The organism is Cedecea neteri NBRC 105707 = ATCC 33855 (genome assembly GCF_001571265.1).
Classification (GTDB): domain Bacteria; phylum Pseudomonadota; class Gammaproteobacteria; order Enterobacterales; family Enterobacteriaceae; genus Cedecea; species Cedecea neteri.
In genome coordinates, this window is sequence record NZ_BCTL01000030.1 from 26,325 (window position 1) to 45,473 (window position 19,149).

The 19,149-nt window shown below is 52.8% G+C and carries 19 protein-coding genes, 3 tRNA genes and 1 pseudogene; 17 read left to right on the forward strand and 6 right to left on the reverse strand.

Translation table 11 applies throughout. The annotated features are described in order from the left end of the window. Positions 1 to 652: 652 nt before the first annotated feature. The 16 genes and pseudogenes from cydA to pnuC all read left to right on the forward strand — a co-directional run bounded on the left by cydA (position 653) and on the right by pnuC (position 12,125). A complete protein-coding gene (gene cydA, locus CNE01S_RS13465; protein WP_061276737.1) occupies positions 653 to 2,221 on the forward strand; it encodes a cytochrome ubiquinol oxidase subunit I in 1,569 nt (522 codons plus the stop codon). A 15-nt stretch (positions 2,222 to 2,236) separates the two neighbouring features. Beyond that, a complete protein-coding gene (gene cydB / locus CNE01S_RS13470) occupies positions 2,237 to 3,376 on the forward strand; it encodes a cytochrome d ubiquinol oxidase subunit II (protein ID WP_061276739.1) in 1,140 nt (379 codons plus the stop codon). Positions 3,377 to 3,389: 13 nt separating this feature from the next. After that, positions 3,390 to 3,503 (forward strand): cytochrome bd-I oxidase subunit CydX, encoded by a 114-nt coding sequence (cydX, locus tag CNE01S_RS13475; protein ID WP_008456153.1) that lies wholly within the window; start codon positions 3,390 to 3,392, stop codon positions 3,501 to 3,503. Continuing rightward, positions 3,503 to 3,796, forward strand: coding sequence for a cyd operon protein YbgE (ybgE, locus tag CNE01S_RS13480; protein ID WP_039291236.1), 294 nt, complete (start codon positions 3,503 to 3,505; stop codon positions 3,794 to 3,796). The genes cydX and ybgE overlap by 1 nt, the downstream gene beginning before the upstream one ends. Positions 3,797 to 3,944: 148 nt before the next feature. Continuing rightward, positions 3,945 to 4,349 carry a tol-pal system-associated acyl-CoA thioesterase gene (gene ybgC, locus CNE01S_RS13485; RefSeq protein WP_008456156.1) on the forward strand — a complete coding sequence of 135 codons (405 nt, stop codon included), beginning with the start codon at positions 3,945 to 3,947 and terminating at the stop codon, positions 4,347 to 4,349. Further along, positions 4,346 to 5,032 (forward strand): Tol-Pal system protein TolQ, encoded by a 687-nt coding sequence (gene tolQ, locus CNE01S_RS13490; RefSeq protein ID WP_061276741.1) that lies wholly within the window; start codon positions 4,346 to 4,348, stop codon positions 5,030 to 5,032. Before ybgC ends, tolQ begins: the two co-directional genes overlap by 4 nt. A gap of 13 nt (positions 5,033 to 5,045) precedes the next feature. Next, a complete protein-coding gene (gene tolR / locus CNE01S_RS13495) occupies positions 5,046 to 5,471 on the forward strand; it encodes a colicin uptake protein TolR (RefSeq protein WP_008456166.1) in 426 nt (141 codons plus the stop codon). Between the two features lie 32 nt (positions 5,472 to 5,503). Beyond that, the gene (gene tolA, locus CNE01S_RS13500) at positions 5,504 to 6,823 is read left to right on the forward strand and encodes a cell envelope integrity protein TolA (RefSeq protein WP_061276742.1); all 1,320 of its coding nucleotides are present in this window, start codon (positions 5,504 to 5,506) and stop codon (positions 6,821 to 6,823) included. Positions 6,824 to 6,954: 131 nt separating this feature from the next. Next, entirely contained in the window at positions 6,955 to 8,247 is a 1,293-nt protein-coding gene (gene tolB, locus CNE01S_RS13505; protein ID WP_061276744.1) for a Tol-Pal system beta propeller repeat protein TolB, read from the forward strand. A gap of 31 nt (positions 8,248 to 8,278) precedes the next feature. Beyond that, positions 8,279 to 8,800: a peptidoglycan-associated lipoprotein Pal gene (gene pal / locus CNE01S_RS13510; protein ID WP_008456172.1), complete on the forward strand. Its 522-nt coding sequence runs from the start codon at positions 8,279 to 8,281 to the stop codon at positions 8,798 to 8,800. A gap of 9 nt (positions 8,801 to 8,809) precedes the next feature. After that, positions 8,810 to 9,595, forward strand: coding sequence for a cell division protein CpoB (cpoB, locus tag CNE01S_RS13515; protein ID WP_061276746.1), 786 nt, complete (start codon positions 8,810 to 8,812; stop codon positions 9,593 to 9,595). A 164-nt stretch (positions 9,596 to 9,759) separates the two neighbouring features. Beyond that, a tRNA-Lys gene (locus CNE01S_RS13520) sits at positions 9,760 to 9,835 on the forward strand. A 44-nt stretch (positions 9,836 to 9,879) separates the two neighbouring features. Then, positions 9,880 to 9,955, forward strand: a tRNA-Lys gene (locus CNE01S_RS13525). A 98-nt stretch (positions 9,956 to 10,053) separates the two neighbouring features. Beyond that, positions 10,054 to 10,129: transfer RNA gene (locus CNE01S_RS13530), tRNA-Lys, on the forward strand. Between the two features lie 405 nt (positions 10,130 to 10,534). Further along, positions 10,535 to 11,596: a quinolinate synthase NadA gene (nadA, locus tag CNE01S_RS13535; RefSeq protein ID WP_061276854.1), complete on the forward strand. Its 1,062-nt coding sequence runs from the start codon at positions 10,535 to 10,537 to the stop codon at positions 11,594 to 11,596. Positions 11,597 to 11,619: 23 nt separating this feature from the next. Beyond that, a pseudogene (pnuC, locus tag CNE01S_RS13540) lies at positions 11,620 to 12,125 on the forward strand (nicotinamide riboside transporter PnuC). Here the strand turns inward: pnuC and zitB are convergent. Further along, a complete protein-coding gene (zitB, locus tag CNE01S_RS13545; protein ID WP_061276748.1) occupies positions 12,126 to 13,061 on the reverse strand; it encodes a CDF family zinc transporter ZitB in 936 nt (311 codons plus the stop codon). 124 nt (positions 13,062 to 13,185) lie between these two features. Beyond that, entirely contained in the window at positions 13,186 to 13,512 is a 327-nt protein-coding gene (locus tag CNE01S_RS13550; RefSeq protein WP_061276750.1) for a YbgS-like family protein, read from the reverse strand. Between the two features lie 323 nt (positions 13,513 to 13,835). Between CNE01S_RS13550 and aroG the strand changes: the two genes are divergently transcribed. After that, positions 13,836 to 14,888 (forward strand): 3-deoxy-7-phosphoheptulonate synthase AroG, encoded by a 1,053-nt coding sequence (aroG, locus tag CNE01S_RS13555; RefSeq protein ID WP_061276752.1) that lies wholly within the window; start codon positions 13,836 to 13,838, stop codon positions 14,886 to 14,888. 63 nt (positions 14,889 to 14,951) lie between these two features. Here aroG and gpmA read toward each other — a convergent pair whose 3' ends face one another. The 4 genes from gpmA to galT all read right to left on the reverse strand — a co-directional run bounded on the left by gpmA (position 14,952) and on the right by galT (position 19,145). Then, complete coding sequence (gpmA, locus tag CNE01S_RS13560) at positions 14,952 to 15,704, reverse strand: 2,3-diphosphoglycerate-dependent phosphoglycerate mutase (protein WP_008456186.1); 753 nt, start codon at positions 15,702 to 15,704, stop codon at positions 14,952 to 14,954. A 209-nt stretch (positions 15,705 to 15,913) separates the two neighbouring features. Beyond that, positions 15,914 to 16,954, reverse strand: a complete 1,041-nt coding sequence (galM, locus tag CNE01S_RS13565) for a galactose-1-epimerase (RefSeq protein ID WP_061276754.1) — start codon at positions 16,952 to 16,954, stop codon at positions 15,914 to 15,916. Beyond that, positions 16,948 to 18,096 carry a galactokinase gene (gene galK, locus CNE01S_RS13570; RefSeq protein WP_061276757.1) on the reverse strand — a complete coding sequence of 383 codons (1,149 nt, stop codon included), beginning with the start codon at positions 18,094 to 18,096 and terminating at the stop codon, positions 16,948 to 16,950. The genes galM and galK overlap by 7 nt, the downstream gene beginning before the upstream one ends. Beyond that, positions 18,093 to 19,145: a galactose-1-phosphate uridylyltransferase gene (gene galT, locus CNE01S_RS13575; RefSeq protein ID WP_061276759.1), complete on the reverse strand. Its 1,053-nt coding sequence runs from the start codon at positions 19,143 to 19,145 to the stop codon at positions 18,093 to 18,095. Before galT ends, galK begins: the two co-directional genes overlap by 4 nt. Positions 19,146 to 19,149: the final 4 nt, after the last annotated feature.

The following is a 19,149-nucleotide window of genomic DNA, read 5'->3' on the forward strand; positions in this document are numbered from 1 at the left end:
TATTTTCACTCTGTAACCTTATAAAAAATAATGATTTGTTAATTTAATTTATATCAAAAGTGAATTATTTGTGAATATTAAAAAGAGGGTGCCGAAATCACAACAAAAGATAGCGGATAAATAGTGTAAAGATGACCCGGTGGGCAAAGGGTAAATTTAAGGTTCAGGTTTAAATATCCGCCTTATGTTGAGAATAAGCGCCACGAAATTAACCTAAAGCGAAGTGCCAAAACATATCGTTAACAACAAATTCACGATTAATTCTCTATTGAAAAATAATTAACATTACCAATGTAAATTGTTTTGGATCAAGGTTTAAAGCTGGCTTTGCAGGGTATAAAGGGGCAAAATTGCTGCAGATCAAACTGGCCGAATAACGGTGTTTTAGCTATAAATTGATCGCCGTCGTAAAACGTAAAAAACATTAAGCAAAGACCTGTTTATTGTAAGGGAATTGCAGGGTAATATAATTACGGGTTATTTTTGATTTAATTAACGTGTTTGTAACCTTTCACCTTTTGATTTCACATTTGAATAAAGTGGGCGAGAAAAAGGGGGACTGGAAGCGAATGTATTTGTATTAGGGCATGCTTGTGGGAAACCTCCCGGTGAACCACAGTCGAAGTCTTCATGCGAAGAGCAAGGAGTCAAGATGTTTGATATTGTCGAACTGTCGCGCTTACAGTTTGCCTTGACCGCGATGTACCACTTCCTGTTTGTGCCGCTGACGCTAGGTATGGCGTTCTTGCTGGCCATCATGGAAACGGTCTATGTGCTGTCAGGTAAGCAGATTTATAAAGATATGACCAAATTCTGGGGCAAGTTGTTTGCAATCAACTTTGCGCTGGGGGTGGCAACCGGTTTGACCATGGAGTTCCAGTTCGGGACTAACTGGTCTTACTATTCTCACTATGTAGGGGATATCTTCGGTGCGCCGCTGGCGATCGAAGGCCTGATGGCATTCTTCCTCGAATCTACCTTTGTTGGTCTGTTCTTCTTTGGCTGGGATCGCCTCGGCAAAGTTCAGCATATGGCCGTTACCTGGCTGGTAGCATTGGGCTCCAACCTCTCCGCGCTGTGGATTCTGGTCGCTAACGGCTGGATGCAAAACCCTATCGCTTCCGACTTCAACTTCGAAACCATGCGTATGGAAATGGTCAGCTTTGCCGAGCTGGTCCTGAACCCGGTTGCGCAGGTTAAATTCGTTCACACCGTAGCGTCCGGCTATGTCTGTGGCGCGATGTTCGTGCTCGGTATCAGCTCCTACTATCTGCTGAAAGGCCGCGACGTCGCTTTTGCCAAGCGTTCCTTCGCAATTGCCGCGAGCTTCGGTATGGCGGCTATTCTCTCTGTTATCGTGCTGGGCGATGAGTCTGGCTACGAAATGGGTGACGTGCAGAAAACCAAACTGGCCGCGATTGAAGCCGAATGGGAAACTCAGCCAGCGCCGGCGGCGTTTACCCTGTTTGGTATTCCTGACCAGGATAAGCAAGAAAACCGTTTCGCCATTCAAATTCCTTACGCGCTGGGCATCATTGCAACCCGTTCGGTCGACAAGCCGGTAACCGGCCTGAAAGAGCTGATGGTGCAGCACGAAGAGCGTATCCGTAACGGGATGAAGGCTTACAGCCTGCTTGAGCAACTGCGCAGTGGTTCAACCGATCAAAGCGTGCGTGATAACTTCAACCACGTGAAAAAAGACCTTGGCTATGGTCTGTTGCTGAAGCGCTATACGGAAAACGTTACCGACGCGACCGAAGAGCAGATTCAGAAAGCAACCAAAGATTCCATTCCTCGCGTAGCACCGCTTTACTTCGCGTTCCGTATCATGGTGGCCTGCGGCTTCCTGATGCTGTTCATCATTGCTGTGTCCTTCTGGACCGTGACCCGTAACGCTATTGGCTCGAAAAAATGGCTGCTGCGCGCCGCGCTGTACGGTATTCCACTGCCGTGGATTGCTATCGAATCCGGTTGGTTCGTTGCGGAATATGGGCGTCAGCCTTGGGCGGTAGGTGAAGTTCTGCCAACGGCCGTTGCAAACTCGTCATTGAGCGTGGGCGACCTGCTGTTCTCCATGATACTGATTTGCGGCCTCTACACGCTGTTTATGGTGGCGGAACTGTTCCTGATGTTCAAATTTGCTCGCCTTGGGCCGAGCAGTCTGAAAACAGGGCGCTATCACTTTGAGCAGTCCAACGTGGCTTCTCAGCCGGCACGCTAAGACAGGAGTCGTCAAATGATCGATTATGAAGTATTGCGTTTTATCTGGTGGCTGCTGGTCGGCGTTCTGCTGATTGGCTTCGCCGTCACCGACGGCTTCGATATGGGCGTGGGCATGCTGTCACGCGTGATTGGCCGCACCGACGTTGAGCGCCGCATTATGGTTAACTCCATTGCGCCGCACTGGGACGGAAACCAGGTTTGGCTGATTACCGCAGGTGGCGCGCTGTTTGCTGCCTGGCCAATGGTTTACGCTGCTGCCTTCTCCGGCTTCTATGTGGCGATGATTCTGGTGCTGGCTTCTTTGTTCTTCCGTCCGGTCGGGTTCGACTACCGCTCGAAGATTGAAGATACCCGCTGGCGCAACATGTGGGACTGGGGCATTTTCATCGGCAGCTTCGTACCGCCGCTGGTGATTGGCGTGGCGTTCGGCAACCTGCTGCAGGGCGTACCTTTCCACGTTGATGAGTACCTGCGTCTTTACTACACCGGAAACTTCTTCCAGCTGCTGAATCCGTTTGGCCTGTTGGCGGGTGTTGTTAGCGTGTCGATGATTGTGGCACAGGGCGCAACCTACCTGCAGATGCGTACCGTGGGCGAGTTACATCTGCGAGCTAAAGCCGCTGCCCAGATTGCGGCACTGGTGATGATGGTTTGCTTTGCACTGGCAGGCGTTTGGGTGGTTTACGGCATTGATGGATACGTTGTGACCTCTGCATTGGATCATCACGCTGCCTCTAACCCGCTGACTAAAGAAGTGGCACGTCAGGCAGGAGCCTGGTTGGTGAACTTCAACAATATGCCAGGCCTGTGGGCAATCCCTGCGCTGGGCGTTGTGCTGCCGTTGCTGACCATCCTCATGTCTCGTCTGGAGAAAGGCGCCCTGGCGTTTATCTTCTCCTCGCTGACGCTGGCCTGTGTGATCCTGACTGCCGGTATCGCGATGTTCCCATTCGTGATGCCTTCCAGCACCATGATGAACGCTAGCCTGACCATGTGGGATGCGACGTCCAGCCAGCTGACGCTGAATGTGATGACCTATGTTGCTATTGTGTTCGTGCCAATCATTCTTCTCTACACCACCTGGTGTTACTGGAAAATGTTCGGTCGTATCACGAAAGAGCACATCGAAAGCAACTCCACCTCTCTGTACTAATAAGGAGCTGATTATGTGGTATTTTGCATGGATTCTGGGCACGCTTCTCGCGTGTGCATTCGGGATTATTACCGCGCTGGCTCTCGAGCACGTTGAGGCGAGCAAAGCCGGAAAAGAAGAGCACTGATGGAATACGTTATCGCGAAACTGTACGCGGTAATGGACAAGAGCCCCTTGCGGGCTCTTTCCTTAGTGATGGCGCTGGTGCTGGCTGGGTGTATTTTTTGGGACCCGTCTCGTTTTGCCGCCAAAACGAGTGAGCTGGAGATTTGGCATGGCTTCCTGCTGATGTGGGGCGTTTGTGCCGGGATCATTCATGGAGTGGGTTTCCGCCCAACCAAAGTGCTCTGGCAGGGCATTTTCTGCCCGTTGATTGCCGATTTAGTGCTCATCGCTGGACTGCTGTTTTTCTTCTTCTGAATGCCGTCGCGCATTCCCCTGCACGATGCAGAAATTATGGGCTTTAACAAGCCCATAAAAATTTACTTAACGTTTAAAACAATCCATTCCAAACCCTCATTCTCTTGCGTATAGTAAGCAGCGTTTAATTGCATTACCGGGATGTAAAGTGAGTACAACGCTGTTTCGATGGCCGGTTCGTGTTTACTACGAAGACACTGACGCCGGTGGTATGGTTTACCATGCCAGTTATGTTGCTTTTTATGAAAGAGCACGCACAGAGATGCTGCGCCAGCACAACTTTAACCAGCATTCCCTGTTGGCGGAGCGTGTCGCCTTTGTCGTACGCAGGATGACGGTTGATTATCTTGCGCCTGCCCGACTCGACGATTTACTCGAAATCCAAAGTGAAATTACATCGATGCGCGGCACTTCTATGGTGTTTACGCAGCGAATAGTCAACGCTGAAAATCAGTTACTGAACCAAGCTGAAGTGCTGATTGTTTGTGTTGATCCACACCTTATGAAGCCTCGTGCGCTTCCCAAGTCTATTGTCGCGGAGTTCAAGCAGTGACTGACATGAATATCCTTGATTTGTTCCTGAAGGCTAGCCTTTTGGTCAAATTTATCATGTTGATTTTGATTGGTTTTTCCATCGCATCATGGGCAATCATCATTCAGCGAACGCGTATCCTTAATGCCGCCAGCCGTGAAGCTGAGGCGTTTGAAGACAAGTTCTGGTCCGGGATCGAACTGTCTCGCCTGTATCAGGAAAGCCAGGGCCGTCGCGAAAACCTGAGCGGTTCCGAGCAGATCTTCTACTCTGGCTTCAAAGAGTTCGCGCGTTTGCATCGCGCCAATACCCATGCGCCAGAAGCCGTGGTTGAGGGGGCATCTCGTGCGATGCGCATCTCAATGAGTCGCGAGCTGGAAACGCTGGAAACCCATATTCCTTTCCTTGGCACCGTTGGTTCCATCAGTCCGTATATCGGCCTGTTTGGTACGGTGTGGGGGATCATGCATGCGTTTATCGCCCTGGGTGCGGTGAAGCAGGCGACATTGCAGATGGTTGCGCCCGGTATTGCTGAAGCGCTGATCGCAACCGCGATTGGTCTGTTTGCTGCTATCCCGGCCGTTATGGCGTACAACCGCCTTAACCAACGCGTGAACAAACTGGAATTGAATTACGACAACTTCATGGAAGAGTTCACGGCTATCCTGCACCGTCAGGCTTTTACCAGCAGCGAAAAGCAGTAACAAGGGGTAAGTCATGGCCAGACGCGGACGTGGTCGTCGTGAGCTGAAGTCAGAAATTAACATCGTTCCTTTGCTGGACGTGCTGCTGGTGCTGCTGCTGATCTTTATGGCAACGGCGCCGATCATCACCCAGAGCGTCGAAGTGGATCTGCCGGATGCGACAGACTCACAGACCGTTAGCAGCAACGATGAACCGCCGGTCATTATTGAAGTGTCCGGGGTAGGGCAGTACAGCGTAGTGGTTGAGAAAGATCGCATGGATCAGCTGCCGTCAGAGCAGGTTGTTGCCGAAGCGCAGCGCCGTCTGCAGGCGAATCCAAAAACGGTCTTTTTGATCGGCGGCGCAAAAGATGTTCCGTATGACGAGATCATCAAGGCGCTGAATCTGTTGCATCAGGCGGGCGTGAAGTCCGTTGGTTTGATGACGCAGCCAATCTGATCCATCTCGCTTAAAACGTTTGGGAACCGATAGTGTCAAAGGCAACCGAAGAGAACGCTAAATTAAAACGGGCGATCATCGTTTCAGTGGTGCTGCATATCATTTTGATTGGCATCCTGATCTGGAGCTCGTTTGATGAGCACATTGATGCATCCGCTGGTGGTGGCGGTGGTTCTTCTATTGACGCGGTGATGGTTGACCCGGGTGCGGTAGTGGAAAACTACAATCGCCAACAGCAGCAGCAGGCAAGCAGCAAACGCGCTGCTGAACAGCGTGAAAAACAGGCGCAGCAGCAGGCAGAAGAACTTCAGCAAAAACAGGCGGCAGAGCAACAGCGCCTGAAAGAGGTGGAGAAAGAGCGTTTAGCTGCCCAGGAGCAGGCAAAAGCACAGGCCGAACAGCAGAAGCAGGCTGAAGCGGCCGCGAAGCAGGCTCAGGAGCAACAGAAACAGGCCGAAGCTGCTGCTGCAGCGGCGAAGGCAAAAGCGGACGCGCAGGCGAAGGCTCAGGCTGACGCTCAGGCAAAAGCTCAGGCTGATGCCCAGGCTAAAGCAGCAGAAGAGGCCGCGAAGAAAGCGGCTGCGGATGCTCAGAAGAAAGCCACTGAAGAAGCGGCTAAGAAAGCGGCTGACGCCGAGAAAAAAGCCGCTGCTGATGCTGCCGCAGCAGCGAAAAAAGCTCAGCAGGATGCTGAGAAAAAAGCTGCAGATGCTGCCGCGAAGAAAGCCGCTCAGGAAGCGGAGAAGAAAGCCGCCGCTGAAGCTGCCAAGCAGGCAGCTGCAGAAAAAGCTGAAGCTGCGAAACAGGCTGCTGCCGATAAAGCAGCGGCTGAAAAGGCTGCCGAGAAGGCCGCCGCTGACAAAGCTGCTGCCGCGAAAGCCGCAGCAGATAAGAAAGCGGCCGCTGACGCGAAGAAGAAGGCCGCCGCTGAGAAAGCCGCTTCTGACAAAGCCGCAGCGCAGGGCGTTGACGACTTATTCGGTGATTTAAGCTCAGGTAAGAATGCACCGAAAACAGGCGGTGGGGCGAAAGGTAATGCCGCAGCCGCCGCTGGAAAAGGGAATAATAAAAACAACGGCGCAAGCGGTGCCGAGATCAACGGTTACGCAGGTCAGATAAAGGCAGCGATCGAGAGTAAGTTCTATAACGATCCTTCGTTTGCCGGTAAGACCTGTTCACTGCGGATCAAACTGGCACCGGATGGCCTTCTGCTTGATATCAAGCCAGAAGGTGGCGATGCGGCGCTTTGCCAGGCTGCCATTGCGGCAGCGCGTCTGGCGAAGATTCCTAAGCCGCCAAGCGAAGCTGTTTATGAAGTCTTCAAGAACGCACCGATCGACTTTAAGCCTTAACGCGGTTTTCCCCGCCATGACGGGGAAAGCACACTAAGCTGAGTTACAGGGTTTTGGTAGTTTTGTGTATTTGGGTTTGTTAACATTCTGCTAAATTATCGTGGGCTTTCCGCCCGGATAAGGGAGATATGATGAAGCAGGCATTTCGTGTAGCGTTAAGTTTCTTAATGCTGTGGGCAGCGGTGCTGCACGCAGAAGTTCGTATCGAGATCACCCAGGGTGTCGACTCTGCTCGTCCGATTGGTGTGGTTCCGTTTACCTGGGCAGGCCCTGGCGCCGCGCCTGAAGATATTGGTGGCATTGTTTCTGCCGACTTGCGTAACAGCGGTAAATTCAACCCACTCGACAGATCTCGCCTGCCTCAGCAGCCGGGTTCTGCTCAGGAAGTTCAGCCTGCGGCCTGGACAGCGCTGGGCATTGACGCCGTTGTCGTCGGTCAGGTTACGCCTAACGGTGACGGCAGTTACACCGTTGCTTACCAGCTGGTAGACACCTCTGGTGCGCCGGGCACGGTGCTGGCTCAGAACTCCTACAAAGTGAACAAGCAGTGGCTGCGTTATGCAGGCCACACCGCCAGCGACGAAGTGTTTGAGAAGCTGACCGGGATTAAGGGCGCATTCCGTACCCGCATTGCTTACGTTGTACAGACCAATGGCGGGCAGTTCCCGTATGAGCTGCGTGTTTCTGATTACGATGGCTACAACCAGTTTGTGGTTCACCGTTCTCCGCAGCCGCTTATGTCTCCAGCCTGGTCTCCGGACGGCAGCAAACTGGCTTACGTGACCTTCGAAAGCGGCCGTTCTGCGCTGGTTGTGCAGACGCTGGCTAACGGCGCAGTGCGTCAGATTGCCTCATTCCCGCAGCACAACGGTGCACCGGCATTCTCTCCGGATGGTTCTAAGCTGGCGTTCGCGCTGTCTAAAACCGGCAGCCTGCAGCTTTACGTGATGGACTTGGGCTCTGGCCAGATTCGTCAGGTGACTGAGGGTCGCAGCAACAACACCGAACCAACCTGGTTCCCGGACAACCAAACTCTGGCCTATACCTCTGACCAGGCGGGGCGTCCACAGATTTATAAAGTCAGTATTAATGGCGGTGCTCCGCAGCGTCTGTCCTGGGAAGGTTCTCAGAACCAGGATGCCGATGTCAGTGCCGACGGTAAAATTATGGTAATGGTCAGCTCCGCTAGCGGTCAGCAGCACATTGCCAAACAGGATCTGGTAGCGGGTGGCGTAACAACTTTATCGTCAACGTTCCTGGATGAAACGCCAAGTCTGGCACCTAACGGCACTATGGTAATCTACAGCTCTTCTCAGGGGATGGGATCCGTGCTGAATTTGGTTTCAACAGATGGGCGTTTCAAAGCGCGTCTTCCGGCAACTGATGGACAGGTCAAATTCCCTGCCTGGTCGCCGTATCTGTGATAACAATATTGATTATTAAAGGATCAAAGAAATGCAACTGAACAAAGTGCTGAAAGGGCTGATGATTGCTCTGCCGGTTATGGCTATCGCGGCGTGTTCTTCTAACAAGAGCGCCAACAATGGTCAGAGCGGTGAAGGTATGCTGGGTGCCGGCACTGGTATGGACGCTAACGGCCACGGCAACATGTCTTCTGAAGAGCAGGCTCGTCTGCAGATGCAACAGCTGCAGCAGAACAACATCGTTTATTTCGGTCTGGACAAATACGATGTTAGCTCTGAATTCGCTGCAATGCTGGATGCGCACGCTAACTTCCTGCGTAGCAACCCGTCTTACAAAGTGACCGTAGAAGGTCATGCGGATGAGCGCGGTACCCCAGAGTACAACATCGCACTGGGCGAACGTCGTGCTAACGCTGTTAAAATGTACCTGCAAGGTAAAGGCGTTTCTGCAGACCAGATCTCCATCGTTTCTTACGGTAAAGAAAAACCTGCAGTACTGGGTCATGACGAAGCGGCTTACGCTAAAAACCGTCGTGCCGTACTGGTTTACTAAGAGAATCGCATGAGCAGTAACTTCAGACATCACTTGTTGAGTCTGTCGTTACTGGTTGGCATAGCGGCCCCCTGGGCCGCTACTGCTCAGGCGCCAATCAGTAGTGTCGGATCAGGCTCGGTCGAAGACCGCGTCACTCAACTCGAGCGTATTTCTAACGCTCACAGTCAACTTTTGACCCAACTCCAGCAACAACTCTCCGATAACCAGAATGACATTGATTCCCTGCGCGGTCAGATTCAGGAAAATCAGTATCAGCTGAATCAGGTTGTGGAACGTCAAAAGCAAATTTTGCTGCAGATGGATAGCCTTAGCGGCGCGGCTGCGGGAGCAGGGCAACAACCTGCTGCCGGAGCTACCCAGACTGCCACGCCGGATGCTGGGGCCTCTAACACGGCTCCTGCTGCCCCGGTGCAAGGCGGTGACGCTAATAGCGATTACAACGCTGCTATCGCGCTGGTGCAGGATAAATCGCGTCAGGACGATGCTATCAACGCGTTTCAGTCCTTTGTGAAGAAGTATCCGGATTCAACTTATCTACCTAACGCCAACTACTGGCTTGGTCAGTTGAATTACAACAAAGGCAAAAAGGATGATGCGGCGTTTTATTTTGCCTCTGTGGTGAAAAACTACCCAAAATCTCCTAAAGCACCGGACGCCATGTTTAAGGTTGGCGTGATCATGCAGGACAAAGGCGACACTGCAAAAGCGAAAGCCGTCTACCAGCAGGTCGTTAAACAGTATCCCAATACTGACGGTGCAAAGCAGGCTCAAAAACGTCTGAATGCGCAATAATGCGTGCGGCCTGACCAGATATCGTCGTTTTTCTGGTCTTGCCGTGCGAAACATAATCAGTTGAGCGATCTGCGTCAAAATTATTGTTGCGTCAAAATCTTAAATCAGTAATATATGCCGCCGTTGCCAAGGGATACGAAACAAACCCAAAGTGACGCAAAAGTGGGTCGTTAGCTCAGTTGGTAGAGCAGTTGACTTTTAATCAATTGGTCGCAGGTTCGAATCCTGCACGACCCACCACTTTAAAGTAAAAGCAGTAAAGAAGTTTGCATAAGCCGCACAGCGGGTCGTTAGCTCAGTTGGTAGAGCAGTTGACTTTTAATCAATTGGTCGCAGGTTCGAATCCTGCACGACCCACCAGCTTAAAGTAGAAAGATGTAGTCAGGCGTGAAGGGTTCGAACCTGCAGCAGGTTCTAATCTAGCGAAGCAAAACTTCAAAGCAGTAACCGCATACAGCGGGTCGTTAGCTCAGTTGGTAGAGCAGTTGACTTTTAATCAATTGGTCGCAGGTTCGAATCCTGCACGACCCACCAATGTAGAAAGGCGCCCTAAAGGCGCCTTTTTGCTATTTGCGATTCGTGTGGGTTCGAACCTGCTGCAGGTTCGACAAAATTGTCGGGAACAATTTTGCATCGCCGCTTGCGGTGACCCGAAGGGTGAGTCTCAGGATGAGACGAGTGTATCCTGCATAATTTTCCCACCAATGTAGAAAGGCGCCCTAAAGGCGCCTTTTTGCTATCTGCAATTTGAAAATCCCCGCTTTTTATCCTGCCCTGCATCCTACGTTTCTTTTTCTTACGGCCCATCAGGCAATAACTCACGACATCTCGACTAAATTTCGCTATCTTGTTTAGCATATAAAACATTGAGTGCAGGTAATAGCGTAAATCACGCTTGATACGGCCTGTTGTGTTAAGTCAGTAAAACGAGATTGCATGATGAGCGTAATGTTTGACCCGGAAACCGCGATTTATCCTTTCCCGCCTAAACCCACCCCCCTGAGCGGGGATGAAAAACAGTTCTATCGTGAAAAAATTAAGCGCCTGCTTAAAGAGCGGGATGCGGTGATGGTGGCACATTACTACACCGACCCGGAAATTCAGTCGCTTGCGGAAGAGACCGGCGGATGTATTTCCGACTCGCTTGAGATGGCTCGCTTCGGCGCTAACCACCCGGCATCAACGCTACTGGTGGCCGGCGTTCGTTTTATGGGGGAAACGGCGAAAATCCTCAGCCCTGAGAAAACAATTTTGATGCCAACCCTCAATGCAGAATGTTCATTAGATCTCGGCTGCCCGATTGAGGCGTTTAACGCTTTTTGCGACCAGCACCCGGATCGGACGGTGGTCGTCTATGCTAATACCTCTGCCGCGGTAAAAGCCCGTGCGGACTGGGTCGTGACATCCAGTATTGCGGTAGAGTTGATTGAACATCTGGACAGCCAGGGGGAGAAAATCATCTGGGCGCCGGATCGCCACCTTGGCAGTTATGTTCAAAAGCAAACGGGTGCCGATGTGCTGTGCTGGCAAGGAGCCTGCATTGTGCATGATGAATTTAAAACTCAGGCTCTGGCGCGGATGAAGGCGCTATACCCTAATGCAGCGGTGCTGGTCCATCCAGAATCACCGCAGGCGGTGGTTGATATGGCCGATGCCGTGGGCTCGACCAGTCAGCTAATTAATGCCGCCAAAACGCTGCCTCATCAGCAGCTTATTGTGGCTACTGACCGTGGGATATTTTATAAAATGCAGCAGGCGTGCCCGGACAAAGAGTTACTGGAGGCGCCAACTGCAGGGGAAGGAGCAACCTGCCGTAGCTGTGCACATTGCCCGTGGATGGCAATGAATGGGCTCAAAGCGATTGCAGAGGGGCTGGAGCAGGGTGGCGCTGCGCACACTATAGAAGTAGACGCTGCGCTGCGTGAAGGGGCTCTCGTTCCGCTTAATCGCATGCTCAACTTCGCGGCAGAGTTACGTCGGACGGTAAAAGGTAACGCGTAAGAGAATTACGCTCTGGGGAGTTCATGGATTTTTTTAGTACGCAGAACATACTTGTCCACATTCCCATTGGGGCGGGTGGGTATGACTTATCATGGATTGAGGCCGTGGGGACGCTGGCGGGTTTGCTTTGCCTAAGGCTATTGCCTGGCTGGTGATTATCATCGCCTCGATTGGGCTAATGACGATGTTTATCGACCCGGTCTTTGCTTTCCTCACCCGGATTGCCGTGACGGTGATGCAAAGCCTGGGGATGAACGTTACCCTGCCAGAACTCCAGCCAGATGCTTACCCGTTCTGGGACTCGTGCATGATGGTTCTGTCGATTGTGGCCATGATTCTCATGACCCGTAAATACGTGGAAAACTGGCTGCTGTGGACAATCATCAATGTGATAAGCGTTGTTATCTTTGCGCTGCAGGGCGTTTACGCGATGTCGCTGGAATATCTCATCCTGACTTTCATTGCGCTAAACGGTAGCCGGATGTGGATTAAAAGCGCGCGGCAGTCGGGCTCGCGCGCCTTCTCCTGATCAATGATGATGATGAGCATGGCCGGCAGGATGGTCATGCTCGTTCAGGTCGCAGTTTGGCCCGTGGCAAACCTGATACTCCATCTGTACCGTGGCATGTTCTATCTGGTACTCGTGCGCCAGGAAGTGATGTATACGCTCCAACAGGGCATCATGATCGTGCGGCGGTACGACCTGAACATGCAGCGTCATCAATGGCTTCTCTCCAACCAGCCAGATATGTACGTGATGGACGTTACGCACTTCCGGTATCGAACGTGACAGATTGCGTTTCAGAGCGGCAATATCAATGGCGCTCGGCGCACCTTCCAGCAGTTCATTTACGCTCTCTTTCAGCAGGCTCCAGGCGCTGCGCAATACCAGGCAGGAAACCAGCACCGAGAGGATCGGGTCAATCGGCGTCCAGCCCGTCCAGAGAATCACCACCGCCGCCACAATGGCCCCCACTGAACCCAGCAAATCGCCAAGAACATGGAGTGCTGCAGCGCGAACGTTGAGATTTTTCTCGCCGCTGCCGCTGTGCAGGATCCAGAAAGAGACCAGGTTCGCCAGTAGCCCGGCGATGGCGATAGTCAGCATCGCCCAGCCCGCAATCGGTTGGGGGTTCGAGAAGCGCTGAATCGCTTCCCAGACGATTAGGATTGTGATCACTACCAGTGCGATAGCGTTAACAAAAGCGGCGAGCGTCGTGAGGCGCAGCAGGCCAAAAGTGTGCCGGGCGTTGGGGGGGCGACGGGCAAAATGCACGGCCAGCAGGGCAAACAGCAGGGCGGCTGCATCGGTTAGCATATGGCCTGCGTCGGCCAGCAGGGCCAGTGAGCCGGAAAGCAGGCCGCCGATGACTTCGGCAACCATAAAAATTGCCGTGATGAGGAAAGCAAACAACAGGCGTTTTGCGTTATTGTCGGAAGGTGTGTGTTGGTGTGAATGCGCCATAATCTCTCACAAATATCAGTCACGTTGAGCTAATTATAACCGCTTCCTGACGTCAACTTGTTGAAAGATGCCGATAAAAAAAGAGAGCCGTCTGGCTCTCTTCCAACTATTTTTTGTGAGGGAATTACTGCGAAGTTCCGTCGACTTTTTTGTTCACGTCTTGCCCGCTTCCGGTCTCAACTTTTTTGTTGATGTCAGGGCAACGTCCATCTTTGCACATGCTGTTTTTGTGCACTTCGCTTTTGCTCATTTTATGGTGAGAACCGTTGATTTTGTCATTGCTGACGCCGTTTGGAGCAACTTTTTGATGTGCGTCAGGCGCGACCTGGCCCGCTTCGGCGCTGGCGTTTGCCTGCCCGTTGTTTGCGCCCGACGTTGAGTCTGCGGCATAGACGATTCCGCTACCCAGGGTCAGCGTGGCGGTTAATAGCAGTGTGGTTAATTTTTTCATGTTGTGCTCCTGTTCTGGTCGTTATTGCTGGATAACTTCGTCCAACAGTGCAGTGCAATATGCTGAAAAACTTTGCAGGGCAGGGGGCTGCACCGGGGTTTAATTTTCAAAATAGTTTTCCATATTGAAAATTTAATACTTTTCAGCGTTAACAGTTGAGAAGTGTAGTTAACAGGCGCGTGTTCACCACATTTTCACTGTTTTTTTCGAGTTTTCAGGATTAATCTGTGAGAAGTGTAAAAGCCCGTTTACACTTGTGGTTATGCGAGTTAGATTGAAAGGATTGCAACGAAGAAAAATATCAGGATGACCCCGGAACTATCATGAATTATCAGAACGACGACTTAAGAATCAAAGAGATTAACGAACTTCTCCCCCCTGTAGCGCTGCTGGAAAAATTCCCCGCCACTGAAAAAGCTGCCCACACCGTCTCTCAGGCCCGAAAAGCGATTCACAAAATCCTTAAAGGCAGCGACGATCGTCTGCTGGTGGTGATTGGCCCTTGCTCCATTCACGACACGAAGGCTGCCAAAGAGTACGGCGCACGCCTGCTGGCATTGCGTGAAGAACTTCAGGGTGAGCTGGAGGTGGTGATGCGCGTTTATTTTGAAAAGCCGCGTACCACCGTGGGCTGGAAAGGCCTGATTAACGATCCGCACATGGACAGCAGCTATCAAATTAACGACGGCCTGCGTATTGCGCGTAAGCTGCTGCTGGATATCAACGATTCCGGCCTGCCGGCGGCCGGGGAATTTCTGGATATGATCACGCCTCAGTATCTGGCGGATCTTATGAGCTGGGGAGCAATCGGCGCGCGTACCACCGAGTCGCAGGTTCACCGTGAGCTGGCCTCAGGCCTGTCTTGCCCGGTTGGCTTTAAAAACGGTACCGACGGCACGATCAAAGTGGCTATTGATGCTATCAACGCCGCAGGTGCGCCACATTGCTTCCTGTCCGTGACCAAGTGGGGTCATTCCGCCATCGTCAACACAAGTGGGAACGGTGATTGCCACATTATTCTGCGCGGCGGCAAAGAGCCTAACTACAGCGCCAAGCATGTGGAAGAGGTAAAAGCGGGACTGGTGAAAGCGGGTCTTGAGCCACAGGTGATGATCGATTTCAGCCATGCCAACAGCAGTAAACAGTTTAAAAAGCAGATGGATGTTTCTGCCGACGTTTGCGGTCAGATTGCCGGTGGCGAGAAGGCAATCATCGGCGTGATGATTGAAAGCCATTTGGTAGAAGGCAACCAGAGCCTGGAGAGCGGCGAGCCGCTGGTCTACGGCAAAAGCGTGACCGATGCCTGCATTGGCTGGGAAGATACCGAAGTGGCGCTGCGCAAGCTTGCCGATGCGGTAAAAGCTCGTCGCGGCTAATGGCCTGATTTGAGCAATAAAAAAGGCGTGGTGCATACCACGCCTTTTTTTATGGGCGGCGAATTACTTCGCTTTACCCTGGTTGGCTACTGCTGCGGCTTTGGCTGCGATTTCGTCAGCGTTGCCCAGGTAGTAACGTTTCAGCGGTTTGAAGTTCTCATCAAACTCATAAACCAGCGGCACGCCGGTAGGGATGTTCAGCTCGAGGATCTCATCTTCGCTCAGGTTATCCAGGTATTTAACCAGCGCGCGCAGGGAGTTACCGTGAGCAGCAACGATAACGCGCTCGCCGGATTTCATGCGTGGCAGAATGGACTCATTCCAGAACGGCGTTACGCGGTCGATGGTCAGCGCCAGGCTTTCGGTGGTTGGCAGCTCGCTGTCGGTCAGTTTTGCGTAACGTGGATCGTGGCCAGGGAAGCGCTCGTCGTCTTTAGACAGCTCAGGAGGGGTGATCGCGAAGCCGCGACGCCACTGTTTAACCTGCTCGTCACCGTATTTTTCGGCGGTTTCAGCTTTGTTCAGACCCTGCAGCGCACCGTAGTGGCGCTCGTTCAGTTTCCAGGATTTCTCGACCGGCAGCCAGGCCTGGTCCAGTTCATCGAGGATGTTCCACAGGGTGTGGATGGCACGTTTCAGCACAGACGTATAAGCGAAGTCGAAGGTGAAGCCTTCATCCTTCAGCAGCTTACCGGCAGCTTTCGCTTCGGTACGGCCTTTATCAGACAGATCAACATCATACCAACCGGTGAAGCGGTTTTCGTTGTTCCACTGGCTTTCGCCGTGACGAACCAGAACCAGCTTAGTAACAGCCATGATTTACTCCTTAATGAGCCTGGGATTAATGATAACAATTATCATTATATTGCCGCGCCATAAGCCACGGCAATGATAAACGTTTAACATAGCGAAAAAGCGCGTGGAGTGTAAGGTGGTTGTAAAAGGTTGTTATATTTTTGGCGTGATTTGGCGGTAAAGTCAGCGATTTGGTGAGAAATTGCCCTTAATGAAAAGGGCAACAAATTTTAATGAGGCAAAAACTGGTATTCCGTGATGCTGAGGTATGTTTCTCCCGGCTCTAACCAGCAGTCCGGCTGCGGCCATTCCGGGTGATTTGGGCTGTCCGGTAAGAATCCGCTTTCCAGCGCGACACCATTCCAGTCGCTGTAGCTTTGCCCGTCGCGCGCTGGCGTACCCGCCAGATAATTGCCGCTGTAGCATTGCAGTGCCGAAGCCGTCGTGAACACTTTCATTTCCAGCTCACCGTCGGTAGACCAGACGCTTGCCGCTGGATTGCTAATGTCGCCTTTTGCCTGCAGCAGGAAAGCGTGATCATAGCCTTTGGTGGCCTGCTGATCGGCATCGCTCAGGAAATCCTGTCCGATGGGTTTCGGCTCACGGAAGTCGAAGCTGGTACCGTCAACCTTTTTCAGTCCGCCAGCGGGCAAGCCGTCTACGTCAACCGGCAGGTAGCTGTCGGCCAGCAGCTGAAGCTTATGTTGACGAACGTCGTTCTGAGCGTTGTCCAGATTGAAGTAGGCGTGGTTGGTGAGATTGACCGGACACGGCTTATCAACGGTGGCGCGAAGCTCGATACTAATGCGGTTATCTTCCGTAAGGGCGTAACGGGCCGTCGCGTGTAGTTTGCCGGGGAAACCCTGATCGCCGTCGCATGAGTCCAGCTCGTAAATCACTTCCTGCTCATTTTGAACGGCAATACGCCAGCGGCGCTTGTCGAAGCCTTCCGGCCCGCCGTGAAGCTGGTTTTCGCCCTGGTTAACGTCAAGCTGGAGCGTCTCGCCGCCAACGGTGAGTTTCCCTCCCGCAATACGGTTAGCGTAGCGCCCGACAGTTGCGCCCATAAAGGCACTTTGCTGCAAATAGTGCTCGGGTGATGCGCAGCCGAGTAATGTTTCCCTCACGCTGCCGCCCTTTACCTGTACCCGGCAAGAAAGCAGGGTCGCGCCCCAGTCCATCAGCGTGACCACCATCCCTGCGCCGTTGCGCAGGGTGGTCAGGCGAAACGACTGGCCGTCCGGCGCCAGCTGTGGCGTTTCTTTTAGCATTGACCCGCTCCTTCGGAGGCTTTGCAAACGTAGAAGGTTTCTTTAATACCCGTTTTGCTCTCGTATTGTTCTTCCACTGCTTGTTTAACGGCCGGGACAAGGTCTTCAGGCACCAGCGCGACAATACAGCCCCCAAAACCGCCCCCGGTCATACGTACGCCACCTTTCTCGCCAATTGTCGCCTTCACGATCTCCACGAGGGTGTCGATTTGTGGCACGGTAATTTCGAAGTCATCGCGCATGGAGGCGTGTGACTCGGCCATCAGCTGGCCCATTCGGACAAGATCACCTTTTGCCAGCGCGTCAGCGGCTTCCACAGTACGGATGTTTTCGGTCAGCACGTGACGAACGCGTTTGGCAACGATTGGATCCAGCTCGTGCGCCACTTCGTTGAATTTTGCCAGGTCGACGTCGCGCAGGGCTTTCTGGCTAAAGAAACGAGCGCCGGTTTCACACTGTTCGCGGCGGGTATTGTATTCGCTGCCAACCAGCGTGCGCTTAAAGTTGCTGTTGACGATCACCACCGCGGCGCCTTTTGGCATCGAAACGGCTTTTGTGCCGAGAGAACGGCAGTCAATCAGCAGTGCATGGTCTTTCTTACCAAGGGCGGAAATCAGCTGATCCATGATGCCGCAGTTACAGCCGACAAACTGGTTCTCTGCTTCCTGGCCATTAAGCGCCAACTGCGCGCCATCAAGAGGTAGATGGTAAAGATGTTGGAACACTTTGCCTACCGCGACTTCCAGCGACGCGGAAGAGCTCAGGCCAGCACCTTGCGGCACGTTACCGCTTATCACCATATCCACGCCGGAAAAGTTGTTATCGCGCTTCTGCAGATGTTTCACCACGCCGCGGACATAATTCGCCCACTGTTGAGTATCGTGCGAGACGATAGGGGCATCGAGGGAAAAGCTGTCCTGCTGATTGTCATAATCGGCGGCAATAACTCGCACGATGCGGTCATCTCGTTTGGCGCAGCTGATAACCGTTTGATAATCGATGGCACAGGGGAGCACAAAACCGTCGTTGTAATCGGTATGCTCGCCAATCAGATTAACGCGGCCCGGAGCCTGAATAGTGTGGGTTGCCGGGTAAGCAAATTGTTCGGTGAACAGATGCTGGGTTTTCTCTTTCAGACTCATAATGACGCTCCTGACTGGCGGAAATGAATATCACTGACGGCACGCAAGCGTTCTGCGGCTTGCTCTGCGGTTAAATCGCGCTGAGTTTCAGCCAGCATTTCATAGCCGACCATAAACTTACGCACCGTGGCGCTGCGTAGCAGCGGCGGGTAGAAATGGGCATGAAGTTGCCAGTGCTGGTTGCCCTCACCGTTAAACGGTGCGCCGTGCCAGCCCATGGAGTAAGGGAAAGAGCACTGGAACAGGTTGTCATAGCGGCTGGTGAGCTTTTTCAGCGCCAGTGCCAGGTCAGTACTTTGTTCTGCGCTTAGGTCGGTGATACGCAGGACGTGTGTTTTGGGCAGCAGCAGCGTTTCGAACGGCCAGGCAGCCCAGTAAGGGACGACTGCCAGCCAATGTTCGGTTTCAACCACGGTGCGGCTACCGTCCGCCTGTTCACGCTGCACATAGTCCAACAGCATAGGCGTGCCCTGGTGGGCGAAATATTCACGTTGTTGGTAATCTTCACGGGCGACCTCGTTAGGCAAGAAGCTGTTTGCCCAAACCTGTCCATGAGGATGTGGGTTGGAGCAGCCCATGGCCGCGCCTTTATTTTCGAAGACCTGAACCCACGGGTATGTCTGCCCCAGCTCGGCGGTTTGCTGTTGCCAGGTTTTTACCACTTCTTCCAGAGCAGGAATGGAAAGCTCCGGCAGCGTTTTACTGTGATCGGGAGAGAAGCAGATAACCCGGCTGGTACCCCGCGCGCTTTCGCAACGCATCAGTGGGTCATGGCTTGCCGGGGCATCGGGCGTGTCCGTCATCAGCGCGGCAAAATCGTTGGTAAAAACGAAAGTGCCAGCGTAATCAGGATTTTTATCCCCGGTGACGCGCGTGTTGCCAGGGCAGAGAAAACAGTCCGGATCGTGAACCGGGAGTTTGTCTTGCGCTGGCGTTTCCTGCGCGCCCTGCCAGGGACGCTTCGCCCGATGTGGCGAAACCAGAATCCATTGACCCGTTAGGGGGTTATAGCGTCGATGCGGATGATCGACCGGGTTAAACTGCTCCATCACC